Annotated in this window: 14 protein-coding genes; 5 read left to right on the top strand and 9 right to left on the bottom strand. The window is 73.0% G+C overall.

Annotated elements, in window-relative coordinates; all coding sequences use genetic code 11:
- Window positions 1-2: 2 nt before the first annotated feature.
- Both ACZ7L0_RS03980 and ACZ7L0_RS03985 read right to left on the bottom strand, forming a co-directional pair.
- Window positions 3-401, bottom strand: a complete 399-nt coding sequence (locus ACZ7L0_RS03980; protein WP_471240804.1) for a RidA family protein — start codon at window positions 399-401, stop codon at window positions 3-5.
- Complete coding sequence (locus tag ACZ7L0_RS03985) at window positions 398-1,525, bottom strand: acyl-CoA dehydrogenase family protein (protein WP_471240805.1); 1,128 nt, start codon at window positions 1,523-1,525, stop codon at window positions 398-400. Before ACZ7L0_RS03985 ends, ACZ7L0_RS03980 begins: the two co-directional genes overlap by 4 nt.
- Window positions 1,526-1,648: 123 nt before the next feature.
- Here ACZ7L0_RS03985 and ACZ7L0_RS03990 point away from each other — a divergent pair, with 123 nt between their 5' ends.
- Entirely contained in the window at window positions 1,649-3,241 is a 1,593-nt protein-coding gene (locus ACZ7L0_RS03990; RefSeq protein ID WP_471240806.1) for an AMP-binding protein, read from the top strand.
- Window positions 3,242-3,256: 15 nt separating this feature from the next.
- Entirely contained in the window at window positions 3,257-4,069 is an 813-nt protein-coding gene (locus ACZ7L0_RS03995) for a PaaX family transcriptional regulator (protein ID WP_471240807.1), read from the top strand.
- Between the two features lie 13 nt (window positions 4,070-4,082).
- On the opposite strand, the gene ACZ7L0_RS04000 is transcribed toward ACZ7L0_RS03995, so the two are convergent.
- Both ACZ7L0_RS04000 and ACZ7L0_RS04005 read right to left on the bottom strand, forming a co-directional pair.
- Window positions 4,083-6,350, bottom strand: a complete 2,268-nt coding sequence (locus tag ACZ7L0_RS04000) for a bifunctional salicylyl-CoA 5-hydroxylase/oxidoreductase (protein ID WP_471240808.1) — start codon at window positions 6,348-6,350, stop codon at window positions 4,083-4,085.
- Window positions 6,351-6,357: 7 nt separating this feature from the next.
- Window positions 6,358-7,185: an enoyl-CoA hydratase family protein gene (locus ACZ7L0_RS04005; RefSeq protein WP_471240809.1), complete on the bottom strand. Its 828-nt coding sequence runs from the start codon at window positions 7,183-7,185 to the stop codon at window positions 6,358-6,360.
- Window positions 7,186-7,504: 319 nt separating this feature from the next.
- On the opposite strand from ACZ7L0_RS04005, the gene ACZ7L0_RS04010 reads away from it, so the two are divergent.
- Complete coding sequence (locus ACZ7L0_RS04010; RefSeq protein WP_471240810.1) at window positions 7,505-7,957, top strand: ATP-binding protein; 453 nt, start codon at window positions 7,505-7,507, stop codon at window positions 7,955-7,957.
- Here the strand turns inward: ACZ7L0_RS04010 and ACZ7L0_RS04015 are convergent.
- The 3 genes from ACZ7L0_RS04015 to ACZ7L0_RS04025 form a co-directional block, all read right to left on the bottom strand.
- Window positions 7,917-9,371, bottom strand: coding sequence for an amino acid permease (locus ACZ7L0_RS04015; RefSeq protein WP_471240811.1), 1,455 nt, complete (start codon window positions 9,369-9,371; stop codon window positions 7,917-7,919). The genes ACZ7L0_RS04010 and ACZ7L0_RS04015 overlap by 41 nt on opposite strands.
- A gap of 99 nt (window positions 9,372-9,470) precedes the next feature.
- Window positions 9,471-10,478, bottom strand: a complete 1,008-nt coding sequence (gene argF / locus ACZ7L0_RS04020) for an ornithine carbamoyltransferase (RefSeq protein ID WP_471240812.1) — start codon at window positions 10,476-10,478, stop codon at window positions 9,471-9,473.
- A 116-nt stretch (window positions 10,479-10,594) separates the two neighbouring features.
- Window positions 10,595-11,818, bottom strand: a complete 1,224-nt coding sequence (locus ACZ7L0_RS04025; protein WP_471240813.1) for an arginine deiminase — start codon at window positions 11,816-11,818, stop codon at window positions 10,595-10,597.
- 134 nt (window positions 11,819-11,952) lie between these two features.
- On the opposite strand from ACZ7L0_RS04025, the gene ACZ7L0_RS04030 reads away from it, so the two are divergent.
- Together ACZ7L0_RS04030 and ACZ7L0_RS04035 are read left to right on the top strand one after the other, a co-directional pair.
- Window positions 11,953-12,990 carry an SPFH domain-containing protein gene (locus ACZ7L0_RS04030; protein WP_471240814.1) on the top strand — a complete coding sequence of 346 codons (1,038 nt, stop codon included), beginning with the start codon at window positions 11,953-11,955 and terminating at the stop codon, window positions 12,988-12,990.
- Complete coding sequence (locus ACZ7L0_RS04035) at window positions 12,987-13,886, top strand: hypothetical protein (protein ID WP_471240815.1); 900 nt, start codon at window positions 12,987-12,989, stop codon at window positions 13,884-13,886. The genes ACZ7L0_RS04030 and ACZ7L0_RS04035 overlap by 4 nt, the downstream gene beginning before the upstream one ends.
- A gap of 9 nt (window positions 13,887-13,895) precedes the next feature.
- Here ACZ7L0_RS04035 and ACZ7L0_RS04040 read toward each other — a convergent pair whose 3' ends face one another.
- Window positions 13,896-14,438 (bottom strand): DUF5825 family protein, encoded by a 543-nt coding sequence (locus ACZ7L0_RS04040; protein WP_471240816.1) that lies wholly within the window; start codon window positions 14,436-14,438, stop codon window positions 13,896-13,898.
- The gene (locus tag ACZ7L0_RS04045) at window positions 14,435-16,291 is read right to left on the bottom strand and encodes a RiPP maturation radical SAM C-methyltransferase (RefSeq protein ID WP_471240817.1); all 1,857 of its coding nucleotides are present in this window, start codon (window positions 16,289-16,291) and stop codon (window positions 14,435-14,437) included. Before ACZ7L0_RS04045 ends, ACZ7L0_RS04040 begins: the two co-directional genes overlap by 4 nt.
- Window positions 16,292-16,308 lie beyond the last annotated feature (17 nt).

Below are 16,308 nucleotides of genomic sequence, written 5' to 3' on the forward strand. Positions count from 1 at the left end.
GGCTACGGCAACACGGCGAACCCGTCGAGTTCCACCATGGCCCGGTCGTCCCACAGCCGTACGATCTCCACGACCGCCATCGCCGGGTAGTCGCGGCCGGCCAGCCTGCGCCAGACGCGGCCGAGTTCGGTGGCGTGGTCGCGGTACGCGGCGATGTCGGTGGCGTAGACGGTGACGCGGGCGAGGTCGGCGGGGCTGCCTCCGGCCGCGCGCAGGGCGGCGAGCAGGTTGCCGAGGGCCTGCTCGAACTGCTCGGGGAGGGTGTCGCCGCGGATCTTGCCGTCCGCGTCGAGCGCGGTCTGACCGGCCAGCAAGACGATCCGGCCGCCGGTGGCGACGACCGCGTGGGAGAAGCCGGTCGGCGGGGAGAGCTCGGGCGGGTTGACGCGCTCGACGGTCATCGGGCCTCCACGGGGGCGTACAGCTCCTTGGCGATGATGCCGCGCTGGACCTCGCTCGCACCCTCGTAGACGCGCGGGGCACGCACCTCGCGGTAGAGGTGTTCGAGAAGGTGGCCGCGGCACAGGGCGCGGGCGCCGTGCAGCTGGACGGCCGCGTCGACGACGTACTGCGCGGTCTCGGTGGCGAGCAGCTTCGCCATCGCGGACCGCTTGGGCACGTCCGGTGCGCCCTCGTCGTACGCCGTCGCCGCCGCGTACACCATCAGGCGCGCCGCGTCCGTGCGCAGCGCCATCTCCGCGACCTGGTGGGCGACGGCCTGCAGATCTCTCAGCTTGCCGCCGAAGGCGTCGCGCCGGGCGGTGTGGGCGAGGGTGGCGTCCAGAGCCGCCTGCGCCATGCCGACCGCGAAGGCGCCGACGCTGGGGCGGAAGAGGTTGAGGGTGCCCATGGCCACCCGGAAGCCGCGGTCCACCTCGCCGAGGACGTCGTCCGCGGTGACGGGTACGGCGTCGAGGACGAGGCCGCCGACGGGGTGCGGGGAGAGCATGTCGAGGGCGGAGCCGGTGAGTCCGGGGCGGTCGGCGGGGACCAGGAAGGCGGTCACCCCGCGGGCGCCGGCGCCGGGGGTGGTGCGCGCGAACACGGTGTAGAGGTCGGCCTCGGGGGCGTTGGAGATCCAGCACTTCTCCCCGGTGAGCCGCCAGCGGCCGGGGCCGTCGGGTTCCGCGGCCAGGGACAGCACCGCCGCGTCCGACCCCGCGCCCGGCTCGCTCAGCGCGAACGCGGCCACCGTGCTGCCGCCGGCCACCGGGGGCAGCCAGCGCTCCCGCTGGGCCGGGGTGCCGTGGGCGTGGACGGGGTGGGCGCCGAGGCCCTGGAGGGCGAGGGCGGTCTCGGCCTCGGTGCAGGCGTAGGCGAGCGACTCCCGCATCAGGCACAGGTCGAGGGCGCCGGAGGTGAACAGCCGGGCGAGCAGGCCGAGTCGGCCGAGTTCGGCGACGAGCGGCCGGTTGACGTGCCCCGGCTCGCCCTTCTCCGCGAGCGGGCGCAGCCCTTCGGCGGCGAGCGTGCGCAGCTCGGCGCACCAGGCGGTCTGTTCCGGTTCGAGCGAGAATGCGGGCATCGCCGGTCCCCTCTCCCAGGCACTCCCCCGAAGGTATCGCGCTGCATTGACTGTCGTCACCAACACGATACGCTCCATGTGCGAGCCCACCACAGAGCCTGTCCGGCAAGGGGGCGAACCGCCATGAACGTCTCGGCCCACGTCGACACCTTCGCGCGCGACCACCTCCCGCCGCCCGGCGAGTGGCCCGAGCTGCGCTTCGACCTGCCGGAGCTGCGTTATCCCGGCCGGCTGAACTGCGCCGCCGAGCTCCTGGACCACACCGACCCCGGCCGTCCGGTGTTCCGCACGCCCACCGGCCCGCCGTGGACGTACGGCGACCTGCGGGCCCGCGTCGACCACATCGCCCACGTCCTCACCCGCGACCTCGGTGTGGTCCCCGGCAACCGGGTCCTGCTGCGCGGCCCGACCACACCGTGGCTCGCGGCCTGCTGGCTGGCGGTGCTGAAGGCGGGCGCGGTCGCCGTCACGGCGCTGGCCCAGCAGCGCCCGCACGAACTGGCCGCGATGTGCGGCATCGCCCGGGTGGAGCACGCCCTGTGCGACATCCGGGCGGTGGACGATCTCGCGAAGGCCGAGATCCCCGGGCTGCGGATCACGACGTACGGCGGTGACGCGCCGGACGACCTCCTGCACCGCACGGCGCCCGGCGCGCCGTACCGGGCCGTGGACACGGCGTCCGACGACGTGGCGCTGATCGCGTTCACCTCCGGCACCACCGGCCGCCCGAAAGGGTGTATGCACTTCCACCGGGATGTGCTCGCCATAGCGGACACCTTCTCCAGACATGTGCTCAGACCCCACAGGGACGATGTCTTCGCGGGCAGTCCCCCGCTGGGCTTCACCTTCGGGCTCGGCGGGCTGCTGGTCTTCCCGATGCGGGCCGGGGCCAGTTCCCTGCTCCTCGAACAGGCCGGCCCCAAGCAGTTGCTGCCCGCCGTCGCCGAGCACCGTGTGTCGGTGCTGTTCACCGCGCCGACCGCGTACCGCGCGATGCTCCAGGAGCTGGACGGGCACGACCTTTCGTCGCTGCGGCGCTGTGTCTCCGCCGGCGAGAACCTGCCCGCCGCCACCTGGCGGGCCTGGCACGAGCGCACCGGCCTGCGGCTGATCAACGGCATCGGCGCCACCGAGCTGCTGCACATCTTCGTCTCCGCCGCCGACGAGCACATCAGGCCCGGGACGACCGGTGTCCCGGTGCCGGGGTGGCAGGCGCGCGTGCAGGACGGGCACGGCGACCCCGTGCCGGACGGCGAGCCGGGGCTGCTGGCGGTGCGCGGACCCGTCGGCTGCCGCTACCTCGCCGACCCGCGGCAACGGGAGTACGTACAGGACGGCTGGAACCTCACCGGTGACACGTATGTCCGCGAGAGCGACGGGTACTTCCGCTATGTGGCCCGCGCCGACGACATGATCATCTCCGCCGGGTACAACATCGCCGGCCCGGAGGTGGAGGACGCCCTGCTGCGTCACCCGGACGTGGTCGAGGCGGCGGTCGTCGGGCGGCCGGACGAGGCGCGCGGGCAGGTCGTGGTGGCGTACGCCGTGCTGAAGGAGGGCGCGCCGCGGGACACCGAGGCGTTGCGCGCCTTCGTCAGGTCCGAGCTGGCGCCGTACAAGTGCCCGCGCGAGATCGTCCTGCTGGACGCGCTGCCGCGCACCGCGACCGGCAAGCTCCAGCGGTTCCGTCTGCGCACCGATGGTGACCAGCAGTGATACCGAAGACCTAAAATGATCAACGTGTCCGACCAGCACGCCCCCCGCTCCCTCATCGTCACGCTCTACGGCGCGTACGGCCGCTTCCTGCCCGGCCCGATGCCCGTCGCCGAGCTGATCCGGCTGCTGGCCGCGGTCGGCGTGGACGCGCCCTCCGTGCGCTCGTCGGTGTCGCGCCTGAAACGGCGCGGCCTGCTGGCGCCGGCCCGTACCGTCCAGGGCGCGGCCGGGTACGAACTGTCGGCGGAGGCCCGCCAGTTGCTCGACGACGGCGACCGGCGCATCTACGCCACGGCGGCCCCGGAGGACGAGGGCTGGGTGCTCGCCGTGTTCTCGGTGCCGGAGTCGGAGCGGCAGAAGCGGCACGTGCTGCGCTCCCGGCTGGCCGGCCTGGGCTTCGGCACGGCGGCCCCCGGGGTGTGGATCGCCCCGGCCCGGCTGTACGAGGAGACCCGGCACACCCTCGAGCGCCTCGGGCTCGATCCGTACGTGGACTTCTTCCGCGGCGCGCACCTCGGCTTCGCGCCCACCGTCGAGGCGGCCGCCCGCTGGTGGGACCTGGCGGCGATCGCCAAGGCGCACGAGGCGTTCCTCGACGCGCACGCCCCGGTGCTGCACGCCTGGGAGCGGCGCGCGGACACCCCGCCGGAGGAGGCGTACCGCGACTACCTCCTCGCCCTGGACTCCTGGCGCCACCTGCCCTACACCGACCCCGGGCTGCCCGCCCGGCTGCTGCCCGCGGGCTGGCCGGGGGCGCGTTCGGCGGCGGTGTTCCGGGGGCTGCACGAGCGGCTCCGGGACGCCGGGGCGGCCTTCGTGGGGGTGTGAACCCCCTGCCACGTCATGTCCCCAGCGACAGCCGGGGCTTGGGGGCGTCCGTGCGGCCGGTCTGCGGGCGGCGGCTGCCCGCGCGGTACGGGACCGGCCAGACGACGCCCGGACCCCCGTACCCCTGTTCGGCCGCCGCGTGCAGCGTCCAGTGGGGGTCGTACAGGTGCGGGCGGCCCAGCGCGCACAGGTCCGTGCGGCCCGCCAGGATCAGCGAGTTGACGTCGTCCCAGGAGGAGATCGCGCCGACCGCGATCACCGGGATGCCCGCCGAGTTCCGGATGCGGTCCGCGAACGGCGTCTGGTACGACCGGCCGTACTCCGGCCGCTCCTCGGCGACGACCTGGCCGGTCGAGACGTCGATGGCGTCGGCGCCGTGCGCGGCGAAGGCGCGGGCGATCTCCACGGCGTCCTCGGCGGTGGTGCCGCCCCGGGCCCAGTCGGTGGCGGAGATCCGCACGGTCATGGGCTTCTCCTCCGGCCACACCCCGCGTACGGCGTCGAAGACCTCCAGCGGGAAGCGGAGCCGCTTGGCGAGCGAACCGCCGTAGGCGTCCGTGCGGAGGTTGGTCAGCGGGGAGAGGAAGCCGGAGAGCAGATAGCCGTGCGCGCAATGCAGTTCGAGCAGGTCGAAACCGGCGCGGGCGGCCCGCCAGGCGGCTGCCGCGAACTGTTCGCGGATGTCGGTCAGCTGGGCCCGGGAGAGCTGGCGCGGGGTCTGGCCGCCCGGCTTGTACGGGAGCGGGGAGGCGGCCACGACCGGCCAGTTGCCGTCGGGCAGCGGCTCGTCGATGCCCTCCCACATGAGCCTGGTGGAGCCCTTGCGGCCGGAGTGGCCGAGTTGTACGCCGACCGCCGTGCCGGGCGCCTGGGTGTGCGCGAACTCGGTGATCCGCCGCCAGGCCTCGGTCTGCCTGCCGGTGTAGAGGCCGGTGCAGCCGGGGGTGATCCGGCCCTCCTCGCTCACGCACACCATCTCGGTCATCACCAGCCCGGCGCCGCCGAGGGCCCGGCCGCCGAGGTGGACGAGGTGGAAGTCGCCGGGGACGCCGTCCTTGGCGGAGTACATGTCCATGGGCGAGACGACGACCCGGTTGCGCAGGGTCAGGCCGCGCAGCCGGAACGGGGTGAACATCGGGGGTGTGCCGGGCGGGCAGCCGAACTCGCGCTCCACGGCCCCGGTGAAGCGGGCGTCGCGCAGCCGGAGGTTGTCGTGGGTGACGCGGCGGCTGCGGGTGAGCAGGTTGAAGGCGAACTGGCGGGGCGGCTGGCCGAGGTACAGCCGGAGGTTCTCGAACCACTCCAGGCTGGCGCGGGCGGCGCGCTGGGTGGAGGCGACGACGGGCTTGCGCTCCTCCTCGTAGGCGGTCAGCGCCTCGGGCAGGGTGGGCCGTTCGTCCAGGCAGGCGGCGAGGGCGAGCGCGTCCTCGACGGCGAGCTTGGTGCCCGAGCCGATGGAGAAGTGCGCGGTGTGGGCGGCGTCGCCGAGCAGGACGACGTTGCCGTACGACCAGCGGTCGTTGACGACCGTGCGGAAGGTGGTCCAGGCGGAGTTGTTGGAGCGCAGCGGGCGCCCGCCGAGCGCGTCGGCGAAGAGCTTGGCACAGCGGGCGACGGACTCCTCCTCGCCGAGTTCGTCGAATCCGGCGGCCCGCCACACCTCCTCGCGCATCTCCACGATGACGGTGGAGGCGCCGGCCGCATACGGGTAGCCGTGCAGTTGCATCACACCGTGCTCGGTCTCGGCGATCTCGAAGCGGAACGAGTCGAAGGCGAAGTCGGCGGCGAGCCAGATATAGCGGCAGTGGTGGGCGGCCACATGGGGCCGGAACACATGGGCGTAGGCCTCGCGGGTGGTGCTGTGCACACCGTCGGCGGCGATGACGAGGTCGTACGCCTCCGACAGCCAGGCCGGGTAGGGCGCCTCGCTGTGGAAGCGCAGCTCCACGCCGAGGGAGCGGCAGCGTTCGTGCAGGATCTCCAGCAGCCGTCGCCGGCCGAGCGCGGCGAACCCGTGCCCGCCGGAGCGGTGCCGTACGCCCCGGTGCACGATGTCGATGTCGTCCCAGCGCACGAACTCCTGCCGGAGTGCCTGGTGGACCACGGGGTCGGCGTGTTCGATCCCGCCGAGCGTCTCGTCGGACAGCACCACCCCGAACCCGAAGGTGTCGTCGGGGGCGTTGCGCTCCCAGAGGGTGATCTCGCGGGCGGGGTCGAGGCGCTTGAGCAGCGCCGCCGCGTACAGGCCGCCGGGGCCGCCACCGATGACCGCGACCCTCACGGCCGGGTCACCTCCCCCGCCACTTCGGCGGGCGCTTCTCGGTGAACGCCGCGTGGAACTCCGCGTAGTCCTCGCCGTTCATCAGCAGCGCCTGGGTGGCGGCGTCCAGCTCGACGGCCGCGGCCAGCGGCATGTCCAGCTCGGCGGTGAGCAGCGCCTTGGTCTGGGCGTGGGCGAGCGCCGGGCCGTCGGCCAGGCGGCGGGCCAGCTCGGAAGCGGCCTCGTCCGCGTGGCCCTCCTCGGTGAGCAGGCTGATCAGGCCGATCCGCTCGGCCTCCGGCGCCCGCACCGGCTCGCCGAGCATCAGCAGCCGGGTGGCGTGTCCGAGGCCGACGACCCTCGGCAGCAGATAGGCCGCGCCCATGTCGCCGCCGGAGAGGCCGACCTTGGTGAAGAGGAAGGCGAACCGGGCGCCTGGGTCCGCGACGCGGAAGTCGGCCGCCAGCGCCAGCACGGCTCCGGCCCCGGCCGCCACCCCGTGCACGGCCGCGATCACCGGGAACGGGCACTCCCGTACGGCCCGGACGACCTGCCCCGTCATCCGGTTGAAGTCGAGCAGCTGGGCGGTGTCCATGGCGAGGGTCGCGCCGATGATCTCGTCGACGTCTCCGCCGGAGCAGAAACCGCGCCCCTCGCCGGCCAGCACCAGGGCACGCACCGACCGCTCGCGGGACAGCTCGGCGAGCAGGTCGCGCAGGTCGGCGTAGGCGCCGAAGGTGAGGGCGTTGAGCTTGTCCGGGCGGGCCAGGGTCACGGTGGCGACCCCGTCGGCGAGCGCGACGCGCAGGTGCTCCCAGTGGGAGGTGCGGGTGGCGGAGCCGGTGAAGGGACTCATGACGTGCGGCCTCCTAGGGCGGCGATGCCTCACGTTGCTCTGCTGGGCCTGGCTCTGCTGGCTCTACCCCACGACGCTATCACTCATTTGTGACTGTCGTCACGAGTGCGCGACAGGATGGGGTGGCCGACCCGTTCCGGTCACGTCCGTCACGGGACGTCGACACTCCGGTAACAGCGGGAGCGGGCGTGGGAGGCGGGGCGTTGGCCCGGGTAAGCCGCCCGGTACCGGGGCCGACGGCCCCATACGGTGCCCGTCGAGGGACTCTGTAGCCGGGCCCCGTACCATTTCTGAGGTTGAAAGCAGGACAGCCTGCTCCATGAACGGAACCGCCTTGTACGAACGCCCCTCAGCCCCCGCCTCCTGGCGCGTCGCGCTGCCGCACACCGCCGCCGCGGTCCCCGTGGCCCGTGCGCTGGTCCGCTCGGCGCTGGCCGAGCAGGAGCACGCGGCCGACTGCGACACCGCGGAGCTGCTCACGGCGGAGCTGGTGGCCAACGCGGTGGAGCACACCGCGGGCATCGGCCCGATAGAGCTGGTGGTGGAGGTGGCGCCGACCGGCTGCCGGGTCGAGGTGCACGACCCGGACCCGGCGCCGCCCGGCCGCCTCACCCGTGCCGTCATCGAGGAGCCCGATCCCTGGCAGGAGGGTGGGCGCGGCCTGCTGCTGATCCAGGCCCTCAGCTCGTCCTGCGGTCACCGGCCCACCGCGGCGGGCAAGGCGGTGTGGTTCAGACTGCCTGTGGTGCCGGCTCAGCGGCGTCACGCGTGACCTCGGCCCCCTCCGCGGGGACGGCGGCCAGCCGGGAGTTCCGGCGCCCGTAGCCGGCGTACACCCCGAAGCCCACCGCCAGGAACACCGCGAACTGGATCCAGGTCGTCCAGCCCGTCTCGTACATCAGGTACAGGCAGAAGCCGACGCCGAGCAGCGGGACGACCGGGTACAGCGGCACCCGGAAGGTGCGGGCCAGGCCCGGCTCGCGGCGGCGCAGCGCGATCACCGCGACGTTGACGACGGCCATGACGGCGAGCGTGCCGATGGTGCACAGGTTCATCACGGCGTCCAGCGAGGCGAAGGCCGCCGGGACCGCGAAGACCACCGCGACGATGAGGGTGCCGGCGACCGGCGTCGAGGTCTTCGGTGAGACCTTCTCGAAGACGCCCGGGATCAGCCCGTCCCGGGACATCGACATCAGGATGCGGGTCTGGCCGTACATCACCGCGAGCACCACGGAGGCGATGGCGACGACCGCGCCGAAGGCGATCACCCCGCCGCCGATCGTCGACCCGGTGACCTCGTTGACCACGTACGACAGCGCGGCGGGCCGGCCGGCGACCTGGTCGCCGCCGATGGCGCCGGTCGCGGCGAGGGCGACCGCGCAGTACAGCAGGGTGACCACGCCCATGCAGACCAGGATCGCGACCGGGATGTCCCGGCGGGGGTTCTTGGCCTCCTCGCCGGCGGTGGTGATCGCGTCGAAGCCGATGTACGAGAAGAACGCGGCCGTGGTGCCCGCGCCGATGCCGCCGAGGCCGGCGGGCGCGAAGGGGGTGAGGTTGCCGTCCTTGAAGGCGCTGAAGCCGACCGCGCAGAAGGCGACCAGGATGACGAGCTTGACGGCCGCCATGGCGGCGGTGGCCCCGGCGCTCTCCCGCACCCCGCGCACCAGCAGCACGCAGCCCATGGCGATGACGAGCACGGCGGGCAGATTGACCACCCCGCCCTCGCCCGGCCCGGCGCTCAGCGCCGCGGGCAGCTGCAGGCCGGTGAGGCTGTGCAGCAGTTCGTTGACGTACTGGCTCCAGCCGACGGCGACGGCCGAGATGGAGATGCCGTACTCCAACAGCAGGCACCAGCCGACCAGGAAGGCGGTGGACTCGCCGAGGCCCGCGTAGGCGAAGGAGTACGACGATCCGGAGACCGGGATCGCGCCGCCCAGCTCGGCGAAGGAGAGCGCGGTGAAGACGCAGGTGATCGCGGCGAGGACGAAGGAGACGACGACGGCCGGGCCGGCTTGGGCGACCGAGTCGGAGAGGCCGACGAAGATGCCGGTGCCGACGATCGCGCCGACGCCGAAGCAGATCAGCTGGAAGAGGCCCATGGTGCGCTTGAGGCCGTGGCCTTCGCGGTCGGCACCGGATTCGGCGACGAGGAGCGCGGGGGGCTTGATACGGGGAGCGGGCATGCGGGTGGTGCTCGTTTCTGGTGGTGCGGGGCGACCGGAGTCGGTCGCGGCGGCGGCCGGGCAGGGGTGGCGCCGGGCCGCCGGTCAGGATAAGGCCGGTCAGGCGAGTGTGGCCACGAGGACGGCCTTGATCGTGTGGAGCCGGTTCTCGGCCTCGTCGAAGACGACCGAGTGGGGTGACTCGAAGACCTCGTCGGTCACTTCGAGGGACCGCAGGCCGTGGGTCTCGTAGAGGTCCCGCCCGACCTTGGTACCGAGATCGTGGAAGGCCGGCAGGCAGTGCAGGAACCGCACGTCCGGATTGCCGGTGGCGCGCAGGACGTCCATGGTCACGGCGTACGGCGCGAGGGCCGCGATGCGCTCGTCCCAGACCGCCTTCGGCTCGCCCATGGACACCCAGACGTCGGTGGCGACGAAGTCGGCGCCCGCCACGCCCTCGGCGGTGTCCTCGGTGAGCGTGATCCGGGCGCCACTGGACTCGGCGAGCTCGTGGGCGCGGTCGACGATCTCCTGGACGGGCCAGTAGGACTTCGGGGCGACGATACGCACGTCCATGCCGAGCAGGGCGCCGGTGATCAGGTAGGAGTTGCCCATGTTGAAGCGGGCGTCGCCGAGGTAGGCGAAGGTGATCCCGTCGAGCGGCTTGGCGCAGTGCTCCGTCATGGTCAGCACGTCGGCGAGCATCTGGGTGGGGTGCCAGTCGTCGGTGAGGCCGTTGTAGACGGGGACGCCGGCGTAGGCGGCCAGCTCCTCCACGTTGGCCTGGCTGTCGCCCCGGTACTCGATGGCGTCGAACATCCGGCCCAGCACGCGCGCGGTGTCCTTCACGGACTCCTTGTGCCCGATCTGCGAGCCGGCGGGGTCGAGGTACGTCGTGGACGCGCCCTGGTCGGCGGCGGCGACCTCGAACGCGCAGCGGGTGCGCGTCGAGGTCTTCTCGAAGATCAGGGCGATGTTCTTCCCGCGCAGGTACTGGGTCTCGGTCCCGGCCTTCTTGGCGGCCTTCAGCTCGGCGGCCAGCTCGACCAGCCCGAGGAACTCCTGCTCGGTGAAGTCCAGCTCCTTGAGGAAGTGGCGGCCGGCGAGGGGGGTCGGGACTGTCGCCATGGGGGCGCTCCGGTGGGATAGGAACAAACGAACCCTGGAAGTCTATACGACGCCTCACATTTCTATACGGTCGCCCGCCCCCATTCGGCCGATCGCTTCTGTACGGCCGCCCGCTTCTATACGGCCGCCCGCTCGACGGGACAGCTCATGCAGCGCGGCCCGCCCCTCCCCCGCCCCAGTTCGCTGCCCGGGATCTCGATCACCTCGATGCCCTGCTTGCGCAGATGCGTGTTGGTGGTGGAGTTGCGCTCGTAGGCGACGACGACACCCGGTTCGACGGCGAGCACGTTGCAGCCGTCGTCCCACTGCTCGCGCTCGGCGGCGTGCACGTCCTGGGTGGCGGTGAGCACCCGGATCTCGCTCAGGCCCAGCGCGGCGGCGATCGCCCGGTGCATGTGCTCGGCCGGGTGGTCGGTGACCTTGAGCTCCTTGTCCCCGGCGCCCGGTTCGATGGTGTACGAGCGGAGCATGCCGAGCCCGGCGTACTGGGTGAAGGTGTCGCCGTCGACCATGGTCATCACGGTGTCGAGGTGCATGAAGGCGCGCCGCTTGGGCATGTCGAGGGCCACGATGGTGGTCGCGGAGCCGGCCGCGAAGAGCTTGTGCGCGAGCATCTCCACGGCCTGCGGGGTGGTGCGCTCGCTCATGCCGATGAGGACGGCGCCGTTGCCGATCACCAGGACGTCGCCGCCCTCGATGGTGGACGGGTAGTCGGCCTGCCCCCGGGACCAGACGCGGAACGTTTCCTCACGGAACAGCGGGTGGTGCCGGTAGATCGCCTCGAAGTGCACGGTCTCGCGCTGCCGGGCGGGCAGGCGCATGGCGTTGATGGCGACCCCGTCGTAGATCCAGGCGGAGGTGTCGCGGGTGAAGAGGTGGTTGGGGAGCGGGCCGAGGAGGAAGTCGTCGAGGTCCATCACATGGAAGCGGACGGAGGTCGGCTCCGCGTGCGCCTCCAGGAACTCGCGCTTGGTCATGCCGCCGACCAGGACCTCGGCCAGCTCGGGCCCGGTGAGGGTCTCGAAGGCGGCCCGCAGGTGGTCGGTGGCGAGGGGGCCGTACTCCTTCTCGTCGAAGACCCGGTCCAGGACGAGTGATCTGGCCTCGGGGATGTCCAGGGTCTCGGCGAGCAGGTCACCGAAGAGATGGACGGTGACCCCGCGGTCGCGCAGCACGTCGGCGAACCCGTCGTGCTCGGCGCGCGCCCGGCGCACCCACAGCACGTCGTCGAAGAGGAGGGCGTCCTTGTTGCTGGGGGTGAGCCTTTTGAGCTCCAGATCCGGCCGGTGCAGGATGACGCGGCGCAGCCGCCCGGCCTCGGAGTCGACTTGGAATCCCATGCCTCCATCCTGACCATCGCGGACCGCCTTCACCCGCCGCTCGGCCGTTTCCGCACGCGGTTGTTTTCGTCCTATTGACGAGAAGCAGGCCCCTCGATTATCGTCTGCATGACGAAAAGGAACGAGGGGGTCCGATGGCCGACATCACCCGGCGCCTGGGTTGGCGCCATCTGCGGGGCGCGCCGACGGCGCACGTCCGGCACCACCGCGCGGGGAAGCTGGTGCACGACGGGCCGGGGCTCAGCTTCTGGTTCCGCTCGCTGACCGCCGCGCTCTCCGAGGTGCCGGTGGACGACCGCGAGCTGGCGATGACCTTCCACGCCCGGACGGCCGACTTCCAGGACGTGGCGGTGCAGGCGACGGTCACCTACCGGATCAGCGACCCGGCCGTAGCCGCCGCCCGGCTGGACTTCTCCATCGACCCGGACACAGGCGTGTGGCGGGGCGCCCCGCTGGAGCAGCTGGGCACCCTGCTGACCGAGACGGCCCAGCAGCACGCGCTGGACGTGCTGGCCCGCACTCCGCTCGCGGCGGCGCTGGTGGACGGGGTGGCGGCGGTGCGGGAGCGGATCGCGGCGGGCCTGGACGCGGAGCCGCGGCTGCCGGCCACCGGCATCGAGGTGGTGGCCGTCCGGGTCGTGGCGCTGCGGCCCGAGCCGGAGGTGGAGCGGGCGCTGCGCACACCGGCGCGCGAGCAGATCCAGCAGGAGGCCGACCGGGCGACCTACGAGCGGCGGGCGGTGGCCGTCGAGCGGGAGCGGGCGATCGCCGAGAACGAACTGGCCAGCCAGATCGAACTCGCCCGCCGTGAGGAGCGGTTGGTCGAGCAGCGCGGCACCAACGCCCGCCGCGAGGCCGAGGAGCGCGCGGCGGCGGACGGGGTCCGGGCCGAGGCGGAGGCGGCCCGGACGGTGAGGCTGGCGGAGGCGGAGGCGGCGCGTTCGGTACGGCTGGCGCGCGCCGAGGCCGAGGGGGCGCGGGAGGTCGGTGCGGCGCGGGCCGAGGCGCAGGCGGCGTGGCTGCGGGTGCACGGGGACGTGGAGGTGGCGACGCTGCACGCGCTCACCGGGACCCGCCTGGCCGAGAACCTGCCCCGGATCGACAGCGTGACGGTGTCGCCGGACGTGCTGACCGGGCTGCTCGCCAAGCTCGGATCCGGTGAGCCGGAGTGAGCCTCGCCCCGCGCGCCGTGCTGGTCCACCGCACCACGGAGTACGAGGAGTTGGTGGCCCGGCACGGCACCCATGGGCAGGCCGCCTTCTTCCTCGCCTCCCGGGCCCGGGCGATCGAGGAGGTGGCCGAGCGCCACCACCGCACCCGGCGGGCGCTGGCCGAGGTCGCCTCGGCCGTGCCGCTGACCTGGCGGCAGACGACCGTGGAGCGGGCCGACCTGGACCGCTTCCTCTTCGGCCCCGAGGACGTGGTCGTGGTGGTCGGCCAGGACGGGCTGGTGGCGAACGTGGCCAAGTACCTCGCGGGGCAGCCGGTGGTGGGCATCGACACCGACCCGGGCCGCAATCCCGGAGTGCTGGTGCGGCACCGGCCCGAGCGGGCGGCGGCCCTGCTGCCGGCCGTCCCGGCCCGGGGCACCGGCGCCGAGGAGCTCACCATGGTCGAGGCCGTCGCGGACGACACGCAGCGGCTGGTCGCGCTCAACGAGATCTATCTGGGCGCGGCCGGCCACCAGACGGCCCGCTACCGCCTGGGCCTCGACGGCGACGGGGGTGCCGTCGAGGCCCAGGCCTCCTCGGGGGTGCTGGTGGGGACGGGGACGGGGGCGACCGGCTGGCTGCGCTCGGTGTGGCAGGAGCGCGGCGCCCGCCTCGCACTGCCCGCGCCGACGGAGGACCGTCTGCTCTGGTTCGTGCGCGAGGCCTGGCCGTCACCGGCCACCGGCACGTCCCTGGTCGCGGGCGAGCTCCAGGCCCGCGCCGCCCTGTCGGTCACCGTCGAGTCCGACCGGCTCATCGCCTTCGGCGACGGCATCGAGAGCGACGCGCTGGAGCTGACGTGGGGGCAGACGATCCGGGTGGGGGTGTGCGAGCGGCGGTTGCGGCTGGTCGGGTGAGGCCGGTGATCAGATGGCGGTGCAGGGTACGGGCCAGCGCCGGATGCGCGGGGGCAGGGCCACCGCCCAGCCGTCGGTGAGCAGGGCCAGCCGCTCGGCCGCCAGGAGGTCGGTGGCCGTGCGCTGCCCCGGGGGCAGTTCGTCGAGGGGCGTGGGATCGAGCAGCGTGTGGAAGGCGGCGACCAGGTCGGGGTGGTCGAGGGTGAGCCGGGCCGTGCCGCCGGGCTCCCTGCGGTCGAGGACGGTGATGAAGTCCGGGCCGCGACGGTGGTAGAGCAGACCGTGGGAGTGACCTGCCCGCCAGTCGGTCACCTCGCGTCGCTCATGCGGGCGTTCGGCCGGAGGCGGGAGGTGGCGCAGGTGCCGGACGTCGTACGGGATCTCCGCACCGGCCGTCTCCCAGTCGACGGTGAGCCCCAGCCCCTGGCACTCCCGCAGGAAGCGCACCCCTTCCGTCGCCTCCCGGCCTCCCGCGCCCAGCCGCAGCGGCTCGGTCACCGCGACGCGGCGGCCGGTGACACGGTGCGCGACCGTGGCGGGCAGCGCGCTCATCCGGTCACCGCCGCGCCGTCGGGCAGGCGGACCGGTGTGTCCCAGGTGGGCAGGGCGACATAGGTCCGGCCGTCGCGGAACAACAGCCCCAGGGCGAGGGCCTGTTGGAGCCAGGCGGCGAGCGCGTCGGCGGGGACGTCGTGGCCGTCGGCGGTCAGCAGCCGGTGCAGGGCGGGCTCGGTGCGGCCGTCCTCCAGGCGGCGCAGGGCGGTCGCGGTCCAGCCGGTGAAGCGGTGGGTGGTGTGCGGCCGGCCGTGCCGGCGGTCGTGCACCACGAGGTCGTCCCCGTCCTCCTCGTACTCCAGGCGGGAGTGCGGATGCCCGGCCCGCCATGTTGCGACCGCCTCCTTCAGGCGCCGCTCCACCTGGCCGCCGATCCCCGCGTCCTCACTGTCGAACAGGTAGACCAGGTCGGCGAGTTCGGCCTCGGGCAGGTCGTAGACATGCTGGTACATCTCGGCCGGGCGGCGCTTGCCGAAGCCGAGGTCCGGATCGGTGAAGTGCGGGCTGAACCGCTCCAGCTGGATGCGGTGGGCGCCGCTGGGCGGCTGGAGGTGGACGAGCGCCGGGAACTGGTCGATCACCGGGTCGTAGTCCTCGGCCGTCTCGCCGGGGAATCCGTAGAGGAGGTTCCAGGAGCAGGTGAGCGAGTGGTTCTCGCACTCCCTGAGCGTGCGGACGTTGCGGGCGCCGGTGACCCCCTTGTCCATGAGGTCGAGGACCCGGCTGCCCAGGCTCTCGATACCGGGCTGGATGTGCACCGTGCCGGAGCGGCCGAGGAGGCCGAGCTGGTCGCGGGTGAGGTTGGACTTGACCTCGTAGTGCAGCCGCAGGTCCCAGCCGCTGTCGACGACACGGGGCAGGAAGTCGCGGAAGTAGGCCATGTCGATGATGTTGTCCACGGTGACGACGTCGAGGATGCGGTGGCGCCGGACCAGGTGCTCGATCTCCTCCCACAGCCGCTCCCCCGGCTTGGCGCGGAAGGCCATGGACGAGCCGTTGAGCCCGCAGAAGGTGCAGTGGTGCTTCTCGCCCCACCAGCAGCCCCGCGCCCCCTCGACGACCAGCTTCGGATGGACGTACTCCACCACCGGGGAAGTCTCCAGGGCGGCCTGCCACTGGTCGTAGTCCGGCGAGGGTATATCGGCGGGCGCCACCGTCCGCCGGGTCTCCGTGTTGGCCCGGGACACTTCCCCGTCCCACCAGCACAGGCCGGGTACGTCCACGGGAGGTGTGCCGTCGTCCAGGTGGCGCAGCAGGGCGGGGAAGGCGTACTCCCCCTCGCCGCGCACCACATGGTCCACGAACGGGTGGTTGCGGTGCAGGGCATGCCCCATGGGCCCGTCGCAGTTGCTGCCGCCGAAGACCACGGCGAGCCCGGGCCGGCGCCGCTTGAGCTCCCGCGCGAGGGCCAGCGAGGCGACGTTCTGCATGAAGGTGGTGGTGAACCCGACGACATCGGGCTCCGTCGCCAGCACCTCCGTCGCGCACCCGGCGATGAACTCCGCCGCGTACGGGCGCATCGCGAGGGCGGTGTCGATGTGGACGCCCCGCTCCGCCGCGTAGTCCCGCAGCCGCGCCGTCCCCCACTCGGGGTCGTCGTACAGGACGCCGGAGAAGACCCAGTCGCCGAGGCCGTGGAAGATCGAGTCGCTGCCGACCTCCACGTAGTCCCCGGGCCGCAGCCGCCCGCCGGAGCGCTCCAGCAGGAACTCCGCCCAGCGCAGGGAGCCGTGGAACTCGGTCACCTCGTCACACGGACGGGCCTGCCGCACCAGCCGGTGCAGCAGGCCCAGTTGCAGCGAGGGAAGGTCGATCGGATGCCAGGGCATCGTCACCAGGTGAACACGCATGCCGGTTCTTCGCCTCA

This window comes from Streptomyces sp. NPDC039424 (assembly GCF_055639495.1).

Excerpts from the sequence above, each read along its gene's own strand:
- ACZ7L0_RS03980 (WP_471240804.1), bottom strand. The coding sequence starts at position 401 with ATGACCGTCGAGCGCGTCAACCCGCCCGAGCTCTCCCCGCCGACCGGC.
- ACZ7L0_RS03985 (WP_471240805.1), bottom strand. The coding sequence starts at position 1,525 with ATGCCCGCATTCTCGCTCGAACCGGAACAGACCGCCTGGTGCGCCGAG.
- ACZ7L0_RS03990 (WP_471240806.1), top strand. The coding sequence starts at position 1,649 with ATGAACGTCTCGGCCCACGTCGACACCTTCGCGCGCGACCACCTCCCG.
- ACZ7L0_RS03995 (WP_471240807.1), top strand. The coding sequence starts at position 3,257 with ATGATCAACGTGTCCGACCAGCACGCCCCCCGCTCCCTCATCGTCACG.
- ACZ7L0_RS04005 (WP_471240809.1), bottom strand. The coding sequence starts at position 7,185 with ATGAGTCCCTTCACCGGCTCCGCCACCCGCACCTCCCACTGGGAGCAC.
- ACZ7L0_RS04010 (WP_471240810.1), top strand. The coding sequence starts at position 7,505 with ATGAACGGAACCGCCTTGTACGAACGCCCCTCAGCCCCCGCCTCCTGG.
- ACZ7L0_RS04015 (WP_471240811.1), bottom strand. The coding sequence starts at position 9,371 with ATGCCCGCTCCCCGTATCAAGCCCCCCGCGCTCCTCGTCGCCGAATCC.
- argF (WP_471240812.1), bottom strand. The coding sequence starts at position 10,478 with ATGGCGACAGTCCCGACCCCCCTCGCCGGCCGCCACTTCCTCAAGGAG.
- ACZ7L0_RS04025 (WP_471240813.1), bottom strand. The coding sequence starts at position 11,818 with ATGGGATTCCAAGTCGACTCCGAGGCCGGGCGGCTGCGCCGCGTCATC.
- ACZ7L0_RS04030 (WP_471240814.1), top strand. The coding sequence starts at position 11,953 with ATGGCCGACATCACCCGGCGCCTGGGTTGGCGCCATCTGCGGGGCGCG.
- ACZ7L0_RS04040 (WP_471240816.1), bottom strand. The coding sequence starts at position 14,438 with ATGAGCGCGCTGCCCGCCACGGTCGCGCACCGTGTCACCGGCCGCCGC.
- ACZ7L0_RS04045 (WP_471240817.1), bottom strand. The coding sequence starts at position 16,291 with ATGCGTGTTCACCTGGTGACGATGCCCTGGCATCCGATCGACCTTCCC.